Source organism: Pusillimonas sp. SM2304, from assembly GCF_031628915.1.
Taxonomy (GTDB): Bacteria; Pseudomonadota; Gammaproteobacteria; order Burkholderiales; family Burkholderiaceae_B; genus Pusillimonas_C.
The window spans coordinates 71202-87538 of the sequence record NZ_JAVLUJ010000001.1 but is presented as its reverse complement, the minus strand read 5'-3'; the positions used below and the strand labels follow the sequence as shown (position 1 = coordinate 87538).

Here is a 16337-nt window from a genome sequence, read left to right as displayed (position 1 = left end):
ACGATAATATTTTTTGGCTTTAAGGGCCGCCGGCCGCCTCAGCCCTGATCGAGCGTCGCGCCGCCGTCCACGCGCAGATCGTGCAGCGTGATGTGGCTGGCGCGGTCCGACAGCAGGAACAGGATGGCGTCGGCGATTTCCGCAGGCGTGGCGATTTTTTGCAGGGGTATGCCCAGGCGGAACTGAGCGGCTGAGCCCGCGATCACGGTTTCGCGCGAACTGCCCTGCTGCCACATGGCCTGCTGCATCGCGGTGTCGGTGGAGCCGGGCGAGACGATGTTCACCCGTATGCCGTGGGGGGCGAGTTCCAATCCCAGGCAGCGGCTCAGGGAGCTGACGGCGGCCTTGGATGCCGCATAGGCGCCCATGGCGGCGCGCGGGGTGGCGGCGGCGTTGGAACTGACGTTGACGATGGCGCCGCGCCGGCGGGCCGCCATGCCCTGGGCCACTTTGCGGCAGACATGGAAGATGCCGTGGGTGTTGACGGCAAAGGTGCGCATCCACTGTTCGTCGCTCAGTTCGGTGATCTGGCCCATTTGCAGGATGCCGGCGACGCAGGCCAGTTTCTCGATGGGGCCCAACTGCTGCTCACCCGCCTCGACCGCCGCATTGACCGCAGCCGAGTCGCCCACATCTACGGCCTGGATCCAGAGCGGCGCCCGCGGGAAAGCCTGTTTCAGGGCTTGCAGGCCGGCGGCGTTGGCATCCAGGGCGATGACCCGGGCCTGTCCGGCAAGCAGGCGCCGCGCCAGTTCTGCGCCGATGCCGCTGGCGGCGCCCGTGATCAAAACGCATTGTCCGGCGAATTCGCTGTCGGGGGTGGGGGTGGGTGAAGGTGCAGTCATGGGTGGTTATCCAGAACAGGCCGGAGCCTTACGGTTGTGATACGGACAGGCCCTGGCACTGCAGGGACGAAGCAATCTGCGCGCAGGTCAGGCTGACCCCGCAGCGCTGGGAAACATGGCGCAGGGCCTGCTCGTGTTCGCTGGCCGAGAAGTCGGCGCAGCCGTCGATGGCCATAAATGGCTGTATGTCTTGCATGAAGGCATCCAGGGCGGTGGCCATGCAGCCAATGTGCGCGTAAATGCCGGTGATGATGAGCTGGTCGCGGCCCATCACGGCCATGCGCTGGCGCAGGTCCGAGCGCTGGAAGGCGCTGTAGCGCCATTTCTTCAGCACGATGTCCGCCGGGCGTGGCGCCAGTTCGGGGATGATGGCTTCCTGGCCGTGGAATTCGGGGGCGGTCATGCCGGGACCCCAGAAGTCATTGAGCAAGGCCCGTTCTTCGGCGGGCTGATGGCTGGACTGGGCGGTGTAGACCACCGGTATGTCCAGGCCGCTGCACAGGTCGCGCAGGCGCGCGATGTTCCGGACCAGCTCGGGAATGGGCGACTGGGCCGTGTCGTATTTGTTCAGGAAATATTCCTGCATGTCGTGGATCAACAGCACAGCGCGATCGGCGCGCGGCCGCCAGTCGACGCGGTTGATGACGGCCTGGGCCGGCATGGGGTAAGAGGGCAGAGGATGTATGGTCATGGCGTTCCCCGTTCAACGTCAACAGGGTGAATAAAAAAGAACAAGCCGCAACCCCGCAGGGCTGCGGCAGGCGGTTTACTTGGCGTGGATCAAGCTGATGCGGTCAGCCGTTGCATCGTCCTTGCCCTTGGCCTTGTTCAGCAGGAAGGCATTGCCTTTGCCGTCCAGCGCCACATGGTTGGGGTAGCTGCCGCCTTCCAGGTTGGCCACAATCTGGCCTTTAGGGTTGACCAGGGTCACCGTGCCGGCGCCGCGGTTGGCCACATAAGCCAGTTCACGGACGGGGTCGAAGGCCACGTTCAGGGCGCCCGCGCCCACGGCGATGGTGTGCAGCACCTTGCCGTCTTTGGCGTCCACGATGAGCAGATTGTCGCTGCCTTGCGAGGCTACATAGACCTGCTGATTCTTCACGTCGACCGCCACGCCCGAGGCATTGCGCGCGCCGGGCAGGGCATAGACCTGTTCCGCTTCGCCTTTCTTCAGGTCGACGATGAAGAGCTCGTTGGTGCCCGAGCTGACGGTGTACAGCTTGCCATGGCCGGCATCCAGGGCCAGGCTCATCAGGCTGACATCGCCGCGGGTTTTACCGCGCAGCGCGATGGGGGGCAGCACGTCCAGTGTCTTGGTGTCGAAGACGGTGATGATGTTCGAACCGGGCGACGAGGCGTAGGCGCGGTGGTTCTTGGCGTCGACCACGACGTCGCGGGCATGGCTGGCGGTGTCGTTGGGAAACTGCTTGACCAGCGACAGGTCGGATTGCTTGTAGACGGCAACCGTGTCGCTGCGGGTGTTGGTGACCCAGACGTTGCCGTTGGCGTCGTCCACGCCTACGCCATAGACGGCCTGGACCTGGCCGTCGTCGCGGCCGTCCTGGACAGCGGGCTTGATGCTGCTTTCAATGGCCAGTGTCTTGGGGTTGACCTTGAGTAGTTGCGACTCTTTCACCGGAGGGCGGCCGACGGCCGAGGTGACGAAAAGGCGGTCGCTCTTGGCGCTGTAGGCGCTTTGATAGACGCCCGGCGCCAGGTGCTGCGATTGCAGTTCGAAGGCGTCCTGGCCCGACAAGGGGACTTTGGGCGAGACTTTAAGGTCGAAGACCGAGGCGGCGTTGGGTTTGCTGGCCTGGATGACGACGGTGTGCTGGCCTACCTCCGCGTCGGCGGGAATGGCGACCTTGAGCTCGAAGGCGCCGTCTTTGTCCGCAACCAGGGGGGCTTTGCCGCTGATGACCTGGCCGTTCTGGCTGAGCACGATTTCCTGGCCGGGCGTAAAGGCGCGGCCCGTGATGGTGGCTTCCCCGCCGGCATAGTTCACGCTGCCCCATGCGCCGGCGCTGCCCTTGAAGCTGGTGTCTGGCTGGATGAATGTGCCGGCGGCATAGGCGCTGGAAATCGACAGGGCCAGTACGGCCACGCTCAGGCCTGCTTTGCGCAACAGGCTGGCTGGCGTACGGCGAATGCTGTTGAGATTGATATACATCTGTAGATCCTCAAGGAAAAAATGGTTGCGGGCCGTCCGGGGACGGCCTTGGGTTCGTGGGACGTTCGATGGCTGCCCGACCGTGCTCATGCTTTCTTGCCGCGCAACTGGCGCAGGCCTTGATTCATGAGCCCGAAGGCGGCGGCCACGGAAGTACAGGCCAGGCCCCCCACCAGGAAGGCGGTGGCGGGGCTGAACAGGCGCGACATATAGCCCATCTGCACATTGCCCAGCGCCTGGCCCAGCGAGTATTGCGTCATCCACAGACTGGATACGCGTCCCAGCAAATGGTCGGGCGTGTGGTGCTGCACCAATGCCATGCGCAGGATTTTCGAGACGGTGTCGGCGGCGCCCATAATGGCCAGGCAGAGCAGCGAACCCAGCAGCGATGCCTGCCAGGAAAGCGCGGCCACGGACAGGCCCCAGATCAGCACGGCCGCGACGATCACCAGCCCCGGGCGGGCCGTATGGCGGGTCCAGCCGCTGGACAGCGCGGCCAGCGTGGCGCCCACTGCGGGGGCGGCATACAGATAGCCCGTGGCCTGGTCGCCCATGGACAGTACGTTATTGCCCCATTCCGGCAGCAAGGCCATGGGGGTCGCCAAAATCAGCGCGGTCAGGTCGATGAGCAGCAGTGTGCGCAGCAATGGGTGCGTGCGCACGAAACTGAAGCCATCGGCCATGGACTTGAATACGTGTTGCGCCGCTTTGTTGGGATGGGCCTGCGGGGGCAAGGGCGGCAGGGCGTGCAGCAGAAAGGGAGTGATCAGTACGCCCGCCAGGACGATGAGGTAGCAGGCGAGCAGCCCGGGCCCGGCGATCAGTACCCCGGCCAGCGCGGGGCCGACGATGCCGCCCACTTGCATGGCCAGGCCCGACAGCGCCGCGGCGGCGGCGAGCTTGTCCCGCCCGACCAGCGCCGGGGTGGCGGCCATCATGGCGGGCACGCTGATGCCGCCGGCCGCGCCGCCGATGGCGGCGGCCACGTAAATAGGCCAGACCAGCGGATCGGGCAGCAGGGCGTTGAGCACAAAAATCAGCACGCTGATGACATAGACGCTGCGCGACCAGACCATCAGCTTGCGCCGGTCCATGCGGTCGGACAGCACGCCGCCCAGGATCAGTGCGAAGGCCATGGGCGCGGCCATGGCCACGTTCAGGAAGCCGACATACACGCTGGAGCCTGTCAGCTTGAACAGCTGGGTGCTGGCCGAGACCAGCAGCATGCCGGTCACCAGTACGGTGGCGGCGCGGGCGGCATAGGCGTAGCGGAAGGCCCGGCTTTCGCGCAGCGGTGAGATATCCAGCAGGAAACGGCTTAAAGACATGGCTTGCTTCTAAACAGGTTGGGTGTAAGGCTGGGCGGCATCGGCCCGGGCCATGTGTTCGGCCAGCACGGGCGCCATGACGGCAACGGCCTCGGGACCGGTCAGGTGCGCGTGCAGGCTGGCAATGTCGTGCGTGTCCAGGCTGTCGACATAGGGCTGCCACAGGCTGGGGTACAGATTTTCGCCGATATGATCCAGCGCGGCCCGGAAATACAGGGCCTGGCCGTGGTAACGCTGGTGGCGGTGTGCGCGGACCAGGCGATTGTTGTGTTCCACGACCTGGAACACGCCGTCCAGCTGCGCATCGGGCAGTTCGCCCAGCGGGTGGCCGCTGCGGCGCAGGAAGCCGATGACGCCGTCGCGGCTCAAGGCGACGTCGTGCAAGGTGTCGGGATCATGGCCGGCGATGTGCAGCAACGCCTTGTAGACCGCGTTGGCGGGCGGTTCGGGCTGATCGCGCCAGGCATCGCTGGGATAGGCGTCCAGCATGGCCAGCACACCGACCTGGTGGCCGCGGGCCTGAAGATCCTGCGCCATGGCCTGGGCAATAATGCCGCCGACCGACCAGCCGGCCAGGTGGAATGGCCCTTCGGCCTGAACGCCGAGCAGGGTGTCCACATAGGCTTGCGCCATGCCTTGCAGGCTTTGTTCGGGCTGGGCGTGAAGCGAACCCAGTGTCCGGGATTGCAGGCCATAGATGGCTCGCCCTGCCGGCAACTCACGCGATAGCGTGCCGTAGCACCAGCTCAGGCCCCCGGCGGGGTGAATGCAGAACAGGGCGGGCTCGCTGGTCAGCGCCGGCCGCAAAGTGATCAGGGGGCCGAAGCCGTCCGGGGCCTGCGCTTCGTGCGTATCCTGGGCGATGCGGTCCAGATGGGCGGCCAGGCGGGCCAGGGTGGGGTACTCGAAGATGGTGCCGATGGACAGCGGCAGCCCCAGCGCGGTGCGCAGGCTGAGCGCCAGCTTGGCGGCCAGTAGCGAGTGGCCGCCAAGCGCAAAGAAATCGTCGTCGGCAAACAGGGCATCCGGGCGTTCCAGTACCTGGGCCATGTGCTGGGCCACCATGTGCTCGGTGTGCGTGTCCAGGGCGCGCCCTTGGCGCTGGCGCGGGAAGACGGGGGCGGGCAGCGCCTTGCGGTCCAGCTTGCCGTTGGCGGAAACAGGCAGCGCGCCCAGCCAGATCAAGGCCGAGGGCACCATGTATTCGGGCAGGACGCCGGCCATGTCCTGCAGCACTGTGCCGGCATCGGCAACGTGGCCGTCGCGCACCACGGCATAGGCCACAATGGCCAGTTGGCCGGGTGTGTCTTCGCGCGCGATGACGGCCGCGTGCGCCACGCTGGGCTGGCGCGCCAGGATGGCTTCGATCTCGCCCAGCTCGATGCGCTGGCCGCGCAACTTGATTTGATGGTCGGATCGGCCCAGGAACAGCAGCGCGCCGTCTTCGCGCCAGCGCGCGATATCGCCGGTCGCGTACATGCGCTCGCCATGCACGGGATAAGGGTCGGGTATGAAACGCTCGGCGGTCAGGTCGGGGCGGCCCCAGTAGCCTTGCGCCAACTGGCGGCCCGCCAGGTAAAGATGGCCGGGTACGCCGGGCGGCAGGGGGCGCAGTTGCTCGTCCAGCACGTACAGCGCGGTGTTCCAGACGGGGTAGCCGATGGGCACGGGCTGGGAATGGTCGCCGGCGCCGGCGGGCCAGTAGGACACGTCCACGGCCGCCTCGGTGGGGCCGTACAGATTGTGCAACTCGGCCTGCACCTGTTGGTGAAAGCGGTCGCGCACGGCGGCAGGCAAGGCTTCGCCGCTGCAGAAGACCAGCCGTGGGTTCAGGCCTTGCGATTCGGGTTCGTCCAGGAAGGCGGCCAGCATGGACGGCACGAAGTGCAGCACGCTGATGTGCTGTTCGCGGATCAGGCGGGCCAGTTGCAGCGGGTCTTTGTGGGCATCGGGCTCGGCCACGACCAGGCACGCTCCGCTCAGGAAGGGCAGGAAAAACTCCCATACCGAGACATCGAACGTGCAAGGCGTTTTCTGCAGGATGCGGTCGCTGGGCTGGATGCCGTAATGGTCGCGCATCCACAGCAGGCGATTGACGATGGCGTCATGGTTGACCAGCACGCCTTTGGGGGCGCCGGTCGAGCCCGAGGTATAGATGAGATAGGCGGGGTCATGCGGGCCCGCAGCCGGACCTTCGACGGCGGCGGTCGTATGGAACCGGTCGGGCAGTACGGTGTTGACCGGAAGATGCAGGGCGGGGTCGCCGAGCAGCACGCGGGGGCCCGCCGCCTGGACGATGCCGGCCAAACGTTCGCGAGGCTGTTGCGCATCGAGCGGCAGGTAGGCGGCGCCGGCCCGCAGAACGGCCAGCAGGCTCAGGACCAGCTCGACAGAGCGCGGCAGCGCGACGGCAACGATATCGCCGCGGCCAACCCCCAGGGCTTGCAGCTGCGTGGCGATGCGGGCGCTTTGTGCGTCGATGTCGGCATAGCTGAGCGCTTGCCCCTGAAACACCAGGCCGGTCTGTTCGGGGCTGGTGCGCAGACGTTCTTCGATCAGCGCCCACAAGGTGGTGGCGGGCACCGGATGCGCCGTGTCGTTGACGGTGTAGATCCAGTGCTTGTGCTCGGCTTCGGTCAGGGTGGGCACATCGAGCAGCCGCTCCGCGCGCAAGGCAGCGAGCAGGAAGTGGGCCAGCCTTTGCAGATGGGCTTGTATCTGGCCCTGGTCGTAGAGCTTGGGGTTGGCTTCGACCTCAAGGCGCATTCCGCTTGAGTCGGGCTGGGCGCGGAAGGTGAAATTCAGGTCTTCGACGGGGCCGGCGCACAGTACGGTCTGGCTGGCGTCTAGGCCAGCCTGCTGGTAGGGCGCGTCAAAGGGCAGCACATTGATGATGGGGCCGTGCAGGCGGCGCATGCCCCCCAGCAGGCCAAGATCGCGCCGCAACTGCTCGCTGCGGTAGCGGCCATGGCGGCGCGCCTTGCGCAGCGCTTTGGCGCTGTCGATCAGGTAGTGTTCCAGCGCTTGCTCTTCGGCGATGCGCAGGTGCAGGGGCGCGACGTTCATGACGGTGGCCACGGCGCGTGCGCTGATATTGCCCAGCCGGCCCATGTAGGGGACGCCGACGGTGCATTCGCCCTGGCGTGTGTGCCGGCGTATATAGGCTGCCGTCAGCGCGGTCAGGATGTCGGGCCAGCTCAGGTTCCAGCGGTTCTGCGCCGCTTGCAGGGCCTGGATAAGCGCCGGGCCGGCAGCCTGGCGCGCCAGCAGGAAACGGTGATCGGTCAGCGCCTGCTGGTCGGTCAGGCTTAGCGCCGGTTCGACGGCGGACAGGGTATCCAGCCAGAACTGGCGGTCCTGTTCGCGCTTGCCGGCGCCCCGGTATTGCCGGTCGTCCTGCTGGACCAGGCGGAACGAGGCCAGCGGCTCGCCGATGTCGGCATGGCCTTGCAGCAGGGCGTTGTAGACCTTGACCACGCGTGTTTCGATCAGGGCCATGCCATAGCCGTCGGCGGCCAGATGATGAATGCGCTGGTACCACTGCGCGTGATGCTCGTCGAGCAGGAACAGAACGTGGCGGGCCAATGGGCTGCGGGTCGGGTCCAGGGGGGTGTTCAGGTCCTGGACCATGAATTGATGGGCGCGTTCTTGCCCCTGCGCATCGCCGCGCAAGTCCATGAGCTCGGCGGCAGGACGGTGGCCGGGGTCGAAAACCTGCTGCGGCCCTTCGGGGGCGTCGATCATGCGCAGGCTGAGCGCATCGGCTTCGGCCAGGGTCAGGTTGATGGCCTGCAGGAACAGCCCGACATTCAGCGGGCTGCGGATATCAGTGCAATGGCCGGTGTTGAAGATGGGATTGGCCGGGTCCAGGCGTTGCGCGTACCACAGCCCTTCCTGGGCTTCGGTCAAGGGTACGGGTGCGTTGTCGGCCGGTTGTTCCGTGAAAGACATGGCGCCGGGCATCAGGCTTGGTCTGCGCCTGTCTGCCGGGCGCGCTCAACCAGGGTCCACCAATGCGCCAGCGTGGCGTCAGCCGCCAGGTCGGCAAATTCCATGTGCGCACCGGCCTCGCGCCAGCGCGAGGCCAGCGTCATGATGCGCATGGAGTCCAGGCCCAGGTCCATCAGGTTGTCGTCGTCCAGGATCTCGCTGGGGTCCTCGTGCAGCATTTCGGCAATGTCCTGGCGCATGCGCGCCAGGGTCAGGACGGGATTCGATGTATTCATGCTATTCATTCGGCCTTGGCGGCCTGTTCCAACTGTTGGCGCAATTGCGCACGTAATTCTTTGCGGCTGATTTTCAGGGCCGCCGTTTCAACAAAACGATCCACGAAAACGACCTGGTCCGGCACTTTGAAATCGGCCAGGCCGCGGCTGCGCACCCATTGCTTGATCTGCACCGCGCGCGGCTTTTCCCCTTTGGGGATGATGAAGGCGCAACTGCGTTCGCCCAGATAGGGGTCGGGAATGGCCACGATGGCGGCATCGAAAACCTGGGGATGGGCCAGCAGGTGATCTTCGATTTCCTCGGCCGAGATTTTTTCGCCCGCGCGATTGATGTGGTCGTTGGCCCGCCCTTGTACGCTCAAATAGCCTTCCGGCGTCATTTTGACGATGTCGCCGGTGCGGTAGAAGCCGTCTTCGGTGAAGGAGCGCGCGTTGGCGGCCGGGTTGTTGTGATAGGCGCGGATGGTGTACGGACCGCGCGTCAGCAGGTAGCCCGACTCGCCTTGAGGGACGGGGGCGCCGTTGTCGTCGACGATCAGGATTTCGTCGGCGGGGCTGATCGGGCGCCCCTGCGTATGGATGATGATCTCGTCGGGGTCGTCCAGCCGGGTGTAGTTGACCAGGCCTTCGGCCATGCCGAACACCTGCTGCAAAGTAATGCCCAGCACCGGGCGCACGCGTTTGGCGACTTCGGCGGCCAGCTTGGCGCCGCCGACCTGCACGACTTTAAGGCTGCTCAGGTCGGCCTTGCTGTTGGGCGCGGCCTCGAGCCACAGCAGCAGCAAAGGGGGCACCAGGCTGGTATCGGTGACTTTTTCCTGTTCGATCAGGGCAAAGCAGGCATCGGGCGCCGGCGACGGGCTGAGCACAACCCGGGCGCCCGCATACAGCGCACCCAGGAAGCCGGGCGAGCTCATGGGGAAATTATGGGCGATGGGCAGTGCGCCCAAAAAGACGCTGTCCTGGTCCAGGCCGCAGATGCGCGCGCTTTCACGCAGGGTATAGATATAGTCGTCGTGGGTGCGCGGAATCAGCTTGGACAGGCCGGTGCTGCCGCCCGAGATCTGCAGGAAGGCGACGTCGGAGGGCTGGGCATCCGAGGCGGGGATGTCGATGCCTGCGCCGCTGGCCCGGACCTGCTCCAGCGCGGTGAATTCTTCAGCCTGGCCGTGCACGACAATGTGTTGCAGTTGGGGGCAGCGCGTGCGCAGTTCGCGCAGCATGACACGGTAGTCGAAGCCCGCATGCTGGTCGACGCCAATGTAGCCGGCCGCCGGCGCGCTGTTGGCGAAGTGTTCGATCTCGGCGATGCGGTGCGCGGGCAGGGCGTAGACGGGAATCATGCCGGTACGGAACAGCGCAAAAATCACGCTGATGAATTCCGGGATGTTGGGCAGATGCACCAGCACCCGGTCGCCCTTTTTCAGGCCCAACTTGAGCAGGCCGGCCGCCAGCGCGCTGGCGCGCTCATCCAGCTCGGCGTAGGACCAGCGCTGGCCCTGGCCGATGACGGCTACGCGGTCTGCGTGCTGCCGGGCGCGGTCACGCAGCAGCGCGCCAAAGGTTTCGCCCTGCCAATAGTGGGCATCGCGGTATTTTTGGGCGAATTCAGCCGGCCAGATTTGTTGAAGGGGAATAGAGGTCGTCATGTTAGTGAGAACTATTACATAAATTGAGGCTTTCGTCAGGATAACCCTTCAGAAGCAGGTCTATATCGTGCACATCGAAGGCCCATGATCCGATATCGCCCAAGACCGCCAGGGCGGCATGATAGCCCGAGGGAGCCGTCAGGCGCACCAGGCGGCAGTCTTGCAGCGGACGATGGCCGTGAATGCGCAGATCGGGTTCATGGCCCGTGATTTCAAACTGCAAGGGGTCCAGCGAGAAGCCGGTGCCGATGGCCTTGATGGCGGCTTCCTTGTAAGTCCAGTAGCGATAAAAATCCGCGCCGGTCCGGATATGGGCCTGTTCGGCCGGCGTGAAGCAGGACCTGATCAGGGCCGGGTCGACCGGGCCGCGCTGCTGTTCGATGTCTATGCCTATGCTTTGGCTGGCCAGGGCCACCAGCACCCAATCGCCGCTGTGCGCGATCGAAAATTCGATGCGAGGGGCTTGTGATGCCGTGAGCACAGGTTTGCCGTAAGGGCCTTGATGCAGGGGAATGTCCGGGGCGGCCAGGGTCAGTTTCCGGCCCAGCAGCGTGCGCAGGGCGGCGCGCCCCAGCAGCGAACGGTGGCGGTCGGCGGGGTGGCGAAAGCGTTGCAGGGCCTGTTGCTCATGCGCGGGTAGTTGCCGCAGCAGGTGGTGTTCCTGGAGGGCGTCCAGGCGGCTGTTCAGGGCAAAGATACGGACCATGTCGCTAGACCCTATAGTCCCAGGCTGCGCTGCAGCAGGTCGTGGTCGGCGCGCAAGGCGTCCGGCTGTCCGTCAAAGGCCAGTGTGCCGTTGGACAGCACCAGGACGCGTTCGACGACCTGCAGGGCCAGGGCCATGTTCTGCTCGGCCAGCAGCAGCGTCACCCCCTGGCGCGTCAGCGCTTGCAGTTGGGGCAGCAAGGTGTGCTCGATGGTCATGGGGGCCAGGCCCTCGCTGGGTTCGTCGAGCAGCAGGATGGATGCCTGGGTAAGCAGGGCGCGCGCCAGCGCCAGCAACTGGCGCTCGCCGCCGCTGAGCGAGGCGCAGGCGGCGCGCCGCCGTTCGTACAGCCGTGGAAACTGGTCGTAGATGGCGTCCAGCGTCCAGCGCTGCGCCAGGGCGGGGCGCCTGGCCAATGTCGCCAGGCGCAGGCCCTCGGAAACCGTCAGGGTGGGGAAGTTGCCCCGGCCCTGGGGAACCAGCGCCACCCCCAGATGGGCAATGGCGTGCGTGGGCATGGCCTGGATGTCCCGGCCCTGGATGCGCAGGCCGCCCTGCCAGGCTGGACCGATATTGAACAGGCTGTGCAGCAGGCTGGTTTTGCCCGCGCCATTGCGTCCGAGCAGTCCAACGGCCTGGCCGGGCGCAATGCGCAGCGAAATATCCTGCAGGACGGTGGCGGCGCCGTAGCGCACCTGGAGCCGCTCAAGGGCGATGGCGGGTGTCTGTGTCATGGGCTGGCCAGATCCCCCAGGTATGCCCGGATGGCGGCGGGGTGCGTGCGCACGGCCGCCGGCTGGTCTATGGTCAGCAACTGCCCCAGGCTCAGTACCGCAATACGGTCGCTGACGGCAAAGACGATATCGATATCGTGGCTGATCAGCAGGATGGCGCATTGGGCGTGCTGGGACTGGACCAGCGCGATGACAGTCTGCGCCTCGGATCCCGACAGCCCGGCGGTCGGCTCATCGAGCAGCAGCAGCTTGGGGCGCTGGGCCAGGGCGATCAGGACGTCCAGGATGCGTTGCTCGCCATAGGACAGGCCGGCGGCCTGCTGCCGGCCGCGTCCGGCAAAGACGGTGCCGCTCAGCAGCGCGTCCGCCTGCGCCAGGCTGGCCTGATGGTGCTGCCCGCCTTTCCACCAGGCATAGGCGCCGGGGCCGCCGGCGCGCATGCCCAAGGCGATATTGTCCAAGATGGACAACTCGGGAAAGATGCGGCTGGTCTGGAAGCTGCGCACCATGCCAAGACGGGTGCGCTGGACGGGGCCGCTTTGCTTGAGGTTGCGGCCATCCATCCATAATTGCCCCGTGGACGGGGCGAGCAGGCCGCTGATGACGTTGAACAGGCTGGTCTTGCCCGCGCCGTTGGGGCCGATCAGGCCGACGGTTTCGCCCGGCTGGATGTCGAAGCTGACATCGTCCAGGACACGCAGGGCGCCGAACTGCTTGCTGATGTGCGCCAGCCTGAGCAAGGGTGCCGCGGCGCTCATGCCTGCCTCCGCGGCCACAATTGAGCCAGGCCGCGCGGCAGGAACAGCACGGTGGCGACAAAGACCACGCCGATCAGCAACTGCCAGCGCTCGGTATAAGAGCTTAGATAGGTCTGGATGAACAGGTAGGCGCCCGCGCCCGCGAGCCCGCCCAGCAGCGTGTGGATGCCGCCGATCACGCCCATGATGATCAGCGTGGCGGAAAAGCTCCAATGCACTTGCTGCGGGCTGATGTATTGATTGGCGTAGGGATACAGGCTGCCGGCCATGCCCGCCACGCCGCCCGCGACCAGAAAGGCGTACAGGCGCAGGCGCCAGGCCTGATAGCCCAGCGCGGCCATGCGCAGGGGCTGGTCGCGCAAGCCGCCCAGCGCGATGCCCACGGGCGCGCGCAGAAAGCTGCGCAGCGCAAGCCAGGACAGCAGGGTGACGATCACGCTCAGCAGCATCAGGGGCAGGGGCTGGCTGATGGCCCAGCCGCCCAGGCTCAGTTTGGGGAAACCGCGCAGTCCGTCGGCGCCGCCGCTCAGGCCGCGCCAGCGGAAAATGACTTCCCAGACCAGTTGGCCGGCGATGAGCGTCGTGACCAGGAAGAACAGGCCGCTGCTGCGCAGGCTGAGCAAGGCCATCACGGCGGCCAGCGCCATGCCGGCAAGCAGGCCGATCAGCAGGACCAGGCCGAGTTCGGCGCCCAGGCTTTGGCTGGCGATGGCCGCGGCATAGCCGGCAAAGCCGAAGATCGCGCCGTGACCGAGCGAGACGAGCCCGCCCTGGCCGATCAGCACGTTCAGGCTCATGACGGCGCAGCCCATGAGCAGGGCTTCGGTCAGGAAGCGCCACAGGAAGGGATCGCCCCACAGGCAGGCGGCAAGCAGCGCCAGAAGCAGAAACAGGCTGGCCGCGTAGGCGATCTTGTGCGCAGTGAGCCGCATGATCAGACCTGCCGTGTTTGCCGGGCGCTGATGCCGCTGGGCCAGATCATGAGCAGCAATAGCATGACGGCCAGCGCGATCACATTGGCGAAGGCGGGGGTGAGGACGCGGGCAAAGGTGGTCACAAAACCCAGCACCAGTGCGCTGAGCAGGGTGCCGCGAATATTGTTGAGCCCGCCGATCACCACGACCATCAGCGCCAGCAGCAGCACCTCTTCGTCCAGGCCGGGGTAGACCGAGAGCATGCCCGCCCCCAGCGCGCCCCCCAGTCCGCTCAGGCCGGCGGCCAGTACCATGCCCAGGGTGAACAGGCGCCTGGCATTCAGGCCCAGCGTTTCCACGATCTGCGCATCGATGACGCTGGCCCGTATGGCGGCGCCCCAAAGCGTGTGGTCCAGCAGAAACCAGAACAGCAGCGCCAGCAGCAGACCGGCCGCGATGATGAACAGACGGTAGGCGGGAAAGGGCAGGCCCATGATCCAGACGCCGCCGCGCAGCAGTTCGGGCAGCACGGGCGAGAGCGTGTCGGCGCTGAAGCCCCAGCGCATCAGGTCGGCAAAAATCACCGAGACGCCGTAGGTCAGCAACACCTGCATCAGGTGGGATTGATTGTAGAAACCTCGGAAGGGGAAGCGGTCCAGGACGGCGCCAACCAGGGCGGTCAGGATGAAGGCGGCGGGAAAGGCGGCCCACCAGGGAGCGCCGCTGGCCAGCCACTGCACGGCAATATACCCGCCCAGCAGAAAGAACGATCCGTGTGTCAGGTTGATGAAGTTCATCAGGCTCAGGACCAGCGCCAGCCCCAGGCCGGTCAGCATGAGCAGCACGGAAAAGGACAGGGCGTTGAGGGTTTGGAGCAGGTAGTAAGACACGAAGCGCTGAATCGGGTTAGCTGCGGGGGCCTGGATCCTGGACCCGTGGATAGGTGTGGGCGACGGTGTTGAAGGGCTTGCCCTGATCGTCTTTCTCGACTTTGTTCACATAGATGTCGAGAATGGCCTGATTGTTGCGCGGGTCGAACTGCAAGGGACCGAAGGCGGTATCGATGGGGTTCTGGAGCAGGCTTTGCTTGAAAGCCGCCTTGTCGGCCAGCGAGCCCTGAACGGCGTCGATACCCGCCTTGATGACTTGGCCGGTGACATAGCCCGAGGTGCTGGCCTCGCCCGGCAGGCGCTTGCGGGCCGCCTGGTAGGCGGCGACAAACTTTTGCGCGCCGGGTGCGCCGGGCGACTGATGGAAGGTGCTGATGCCGCCCAGGGCGGCATCGCCCACGGCGGGCACGACATCTTCCTGGTCGTACAGGGCGCCGGGGCCGACGATCTGGATTTTGCCGTGCAGGCCGTAGTCTTTCATTTGTTGATGAAAGCGTACGGCATCGGCGCCTGCCAGGAAGGTGTAGACGAACTTGGGGCTGGCCGCCGCCAGGTTCATGATCAGCGGTGCGAAGTCGGGGGTGCCCAGGGGTGTCCAGATGCGCTCGCCCAGTGTGCCGCCCTGCTCTTGATAGGTATGGGTGAAGTCGTCGATATACTCGCGGCCTGCCGTGTAGTCCGAGCCCAGGGTCATGCCGCCGGATTTCTCAATATGCCCGTACGTCCAGAGCGCGCCGGTATGGCCCAGCATCCAACTGGTCTTGGTGGGCCGGAAAACATAGGGACTGGCCGCTTCGCGCGCCAGGCCATTGGCGGCGGCGTTGGAAATGAACGTGGGCAACTGGGCGTCGTGCACCACATCGCGTATGGCCAGTGCGATGTTGGCGCTGATGACGCCGCAGAGGATGTCGATATGGTCGCGGGAGATCAGCTTGCGCACTTTGCGCAGGGCCTCGTCCGGTTTGCCGTGGTCGTCTTCGACCAATAGCTCGACCGTGCGTCCGCCCATCTGATAGCCGCTTTGCTCAAGCAGAAGTTCCAGCCCGGCGCGCATGCTGGCGCCCAGCGAGGCGAAGGGGCCGGTCAGCGAAGTCAGCAGGGCGATTTTAAGGGGCGCGTTCTGGGCGCGCAGCAGGGTGGGCACGCCAAACAGCAAGGGCATCCCGCCCGCAGCCAAAATAAGTTGGCGGCGGCGAGGCGATGATAGAGGAGTGGTCACGGCTTGGATTCTCTGGAGGTGCCGGCACTATTACGATAGCTAATAGGCGGCTACTAAACGTTAATCGTTCTCATTTTAGATAGCTTTGGCTATTTATGCCAATCGCCTGATGGAACCGGCTGGGCGGACAGCGTCAATGCCAGGCGGGTGGCGGCATCGAGCACGGCGGCGTGGCCGGCCTCGGGCAAGGGATGCAGGCGCACGGACAAGCCGGCTAGGCGGGCCAGCCGGTCGTGCAGGGTTTGCATGGCGGGCAGGGTGGGGATGCCGCCCGTGCGCGGGACGCCCGGCGTGGCCTGGGCGGGCTGCGGATACCAGGCCTCGGCCTGACCCGCAATAATGTCAAGGCGGCGCGGGGCGGGCAAGGCGTCCAAGCCGTCCAGATAGTGATGGATGATGCCGTCGTGCCACCACAGCGACGGGCTGGCGGCGATCAGCCTGGAAAAGGGCAGCGCCTGCCGGGCCAGGGCATACAGCACGAACAGGCCCGCATAAGAATGGCCGAACAGGCTGAGCGCCGCAGGATTCAGCGCGGCTTGCCGCTGGAGCCAGGGCAGGACCTGTTCCCCCAGGAACTGGGTAAAGGCGGGCGCGCCGCCGCCCTGCCAGGCGGGCACGCGCGGATCGGCCCAGCGCCGGCCTTGCTTGTCCGGTGGGGTGTAGTCGTAGGCGCGGCAGCGTGTCGTCAGCGCCTTGTCGCCGCCATAGCCCAAAGCCAGCACAACGACGCGGTCCAGCAGCGGGGCGTGTTGCAGCAAGGGCCAGGTCCAGTCGCCGTCGAGCAGGCAGAGCAGCGGCCAGCCCATTGCCGGATGCGGGCCGCCGGGTACCGACAGGGTCAGGTGGTGCTGGTGGCCGCTGGCCGCATCCGTCAGGGTGTGGGTCTGCGGCGCCATGC

General features: G+C 66.0%; 14 protein-coding genes. All 14 read right to left on the bottom strand.

Annotation, left to right across the window (positions count from 1 at the left end):
• Positions 1 to 38: 38 nt before the first annotated feature.
• The 14 genes from RE432_RS00375 to RE432_RS00310 all read right to left on the bottom strand — a co-directional run bounded on the left by RE432_RS00375 (position 39) and on the right by RE432_RS00310 (position 16335).
• Positions 39 to 845, bottom strand: a complete 807-nt coding sequence (locus RE432_RS00375) for a 2,3-dihydro-2,3-dihydroxybenzoate dehydrogenase (RefSeq protein ID WP_310931235.1) — start codon at positions 843 to 845, stop codon at positions 39 to 41.
• Between the two features lie 28 nt (positions 846 to 873).
• Positions 874 to 1536 (bottom strand): isochorismatase family protein, encoded by a 663-nt coding sequence (locus RE432_RS00370; protein WP_310931234.1) that lies wholly within the window; start codon positions 1534 to 1536, stop codon positions 874 to 876.
• A 75-nt stretch (positions 1537 to 1611) separates the two neighbouring features.
• A complete protein-coding gene (locus tag RE432_RS00365; RefSeq protein WP_310931233.1) occupies positions 1612 to 3015 on the bottom strand; it encodes a YncE family protein in 1404 nt (467 codons plus the stop codon).
• Between the two features lie 86 nt (positions 3016 to 3101).
• Complete coding sequence (gene entS / locus RE432_RS00360; protein WP_310931232.1) at positions 3102 to 4343, bottom strand: enterobactin transporter EntS; 1242 nt, start codon at positions 4341 to 4343, stop codon at positions 3102 to 3104.
• A 9-nt stretch (positions 4344 to 4352) separates the two neighbouring features.
• Positions 4353 to 8294 (bottom strand): amino acid adenylation domain-containing protein, encoded by a 3942-nt coding sequence (locus RE432_RS00355; protein ID WP_310931231.1) that lies wholly within the window; start codon positions 8292 to 8294, stop codon positions 4353 to 4355.
• Between the two features lie 11 nt (positions 8295 to 8305).
• Entirely contained in the window at positions 8306 to 8569 is a 264-nt protein-coding gene (locus RE432_RS00350) for a phosphopantetheine-binding protein (protein WP_310931230.1), read from the bottom strand.
• Positions 8570 to 8574: 5 nt separating this feature from the next.
• Positions 8575 to 10218 carry a (2,3-dihydroxybenzoyl)adenylate synthase gene (locus RE432_RS00345; protein ID WP_310931229.1) on the bottom strand — a complete coding sequence of 548 codons (1644 nt, stop codon included), beginning with the start codon at positions 10216 to 10218 and terminating at the stop codon, positions 8575 to 8577.
• 1 nt (position 10219) lies between these two features.
• Positions 10220 to 10924, bottom strand: a complete 705-nt coding sequence (locus RE432_RS00340; RefSeq protein WP_310931228.1) for a 4'-phosphopantetheinyl transferase superfamily protein — start codon at positions 10922 to 10924, stop codon at positions 10220 to 10222.
• Between the two features lie 11 nt (positions 10925 to 10935).
• Positions 10936 to 11658: an ATP-binding cassette domain-containing protein gene (locus RE432_RS00335; protein WP_310931227.1), complete on the bottom strand. Its 723-nt coding sequence runs from the start codon at positions 11656 to 11658 to the stop codon at positions 10936 to 10938.
• On the bottom strand, positions 11655 to 12416 hold the full coding sequence (locus RE432_RS00330) for an ABC transporter ATP-binding protein (protein WP_310931226.1): 762 nt from the start codon (positions 12414 to 12416) through the stop codon (positions 11655 to 11657). The genes RE432_RS00335 and RE432_RS00330 overlap by 4 nt, the downstream gene beginning before the upstream one ends.
• Complete coding sequence (locus RE432_RS00325; protein WP_310931225.1) at positions 12413 to 13348, bottom strand: branched-chain amino acid ABC transporter permease; 936 nt, start codon at positions 13346 to 13348, stop codon at positions 12413 to 12415. The genes RE432_RS00330 and RE432_RS00325 overlap by 4 nt, the downstream gene beginning before the upstream one ends.
• A gap of 2 nt (positions 13349 to 13350) precedes the next feature.
• Positions 13351 to 14220 (bottom strand): branched-chain amino acid ABC transporter permease, encoded by an 870-nt coding sequence (locus tag RE432_RS00320; RefSeq protein WP_310931224.1) that lies wholly within the window; start codon positions 14218 to 14220, stop codon positions 13351 to 13353.
• A gap of 16 nt (positions 14221 to 14236) precedes the next feature.
• The gene (locus RE432_RS00315) at positions 14237 to 15439 is read right to left on the bottom strand and encodes an ABC transporter substrate-binding protein (RefSeq protein WP_310931223.1); all 1203 of its coding nucleotides are present in this window, start codon (positions 15437 to 15439) and stop codon (positions 14237 to 14239) included.
• Between the two features lie 89 nt (positions 15440 to 15528).
• Positions 15529 to 16335: an alpha/beta hydrolase-fold protein gene (locus RE432_RS00310; RefSeq protein WP_310931222.1), complete on the bottom strand. Its 807-nt coding sequence runs from the start codon at positions 16333 to 16335 to the stop codon at positions 15529 to 15531.
• Between the last annotated feature and the right edge of the window lie 2 nt (positions 16336 to 16337).

Excerpts from the sequence above, each read along its gene's own strand:
- RE432_RS00375 (WP_310931235.1), bottom strand. The coding sequence starts at position 845 with ATGACTGCACCTTCACCCACCCCCACCCCCGACAGCGAATTCGCCGGA.
- RE432_RS00370 (WP_310931234.1), bottom strand. The coding sequence starts at position 1,536 with ATGACCATACATCCTCTGCCCTCTTACCCCATGCCGGCCCAGGCCGTC.
- RE432_RS00365 (WP_310931233.1), bottom strand. The coding sequence starts at position 3,015 with ATGTATATCAATCTCAACAGCATTCGCCGTACGCCAGCCAGCCTGTTG.
- entS (WP_310931232.1), bottom strand. The coding sequence starts at position 4,343 with ATGTCTTTAAGCCGTTTCCTGCTGGATATCTCACCGCTGCGCGAAAGC.
- RE432_RS00355 (WP_310931231.1), bottom strand. The coding sequence starts at position 8,294 with ATGTCTTTCACGGAACAACCGGCCGACAACGCACCCGTACCCTTGACC.
- RE432_RS00350 (WP_310931230.1), bottom strand. The coding sequence starts at position 8,569 with ATGAATACATCGAATCCCGTCCTGACCCTGGCGCGCATGCGCCAGGAC.
- RE432_RS00345 (WP_310931229.1), bottom strand. The coding sequence starts at position 10,218 with ATGACGACCTCTATTCCCCTTCAACAAATCTGGCCGGCTGAATTCGCC.
- RE432_RS00340 (WP_310931228.1), bottom strand. The coding sequence starts at position 10,924 with ATGGTCCGTATCTTTGCCCTGAACAGCCGCCTGGACGCCCTCCAGGAA.
- RE432_RS00335 (WP_310931227.1), bottom strand. The coding sequence starts at position 11,658 with ATGACACAGACACCCGCCATCGCCCTTGAGCGGCTCCAGGTGCGCTAC.
- RE432_RS00330 (WP_310931226.1), bottom strand. The coding sequence starts at position 12,416 with ATGAGCGCCGCGGCACCCTTGCTCAGGCTGGCGCACATCAGCAAGCAG.
- RE432_RS00325 (WP_310931225.1), bottom strand. The coding sequence starts at position 13,348 with ATGCGGCTCACTGCGCACAAGATCGCCTACGCGGCCAGCCTGTTTCTG.
- RE432_RS00310 (WP_310931222.1), bottom strand. The coding sequence starts at position 16,335 with ATGGCGCCGCAGACCCACACCCTGACGGATGCGGCCAGCGGCCACCAG.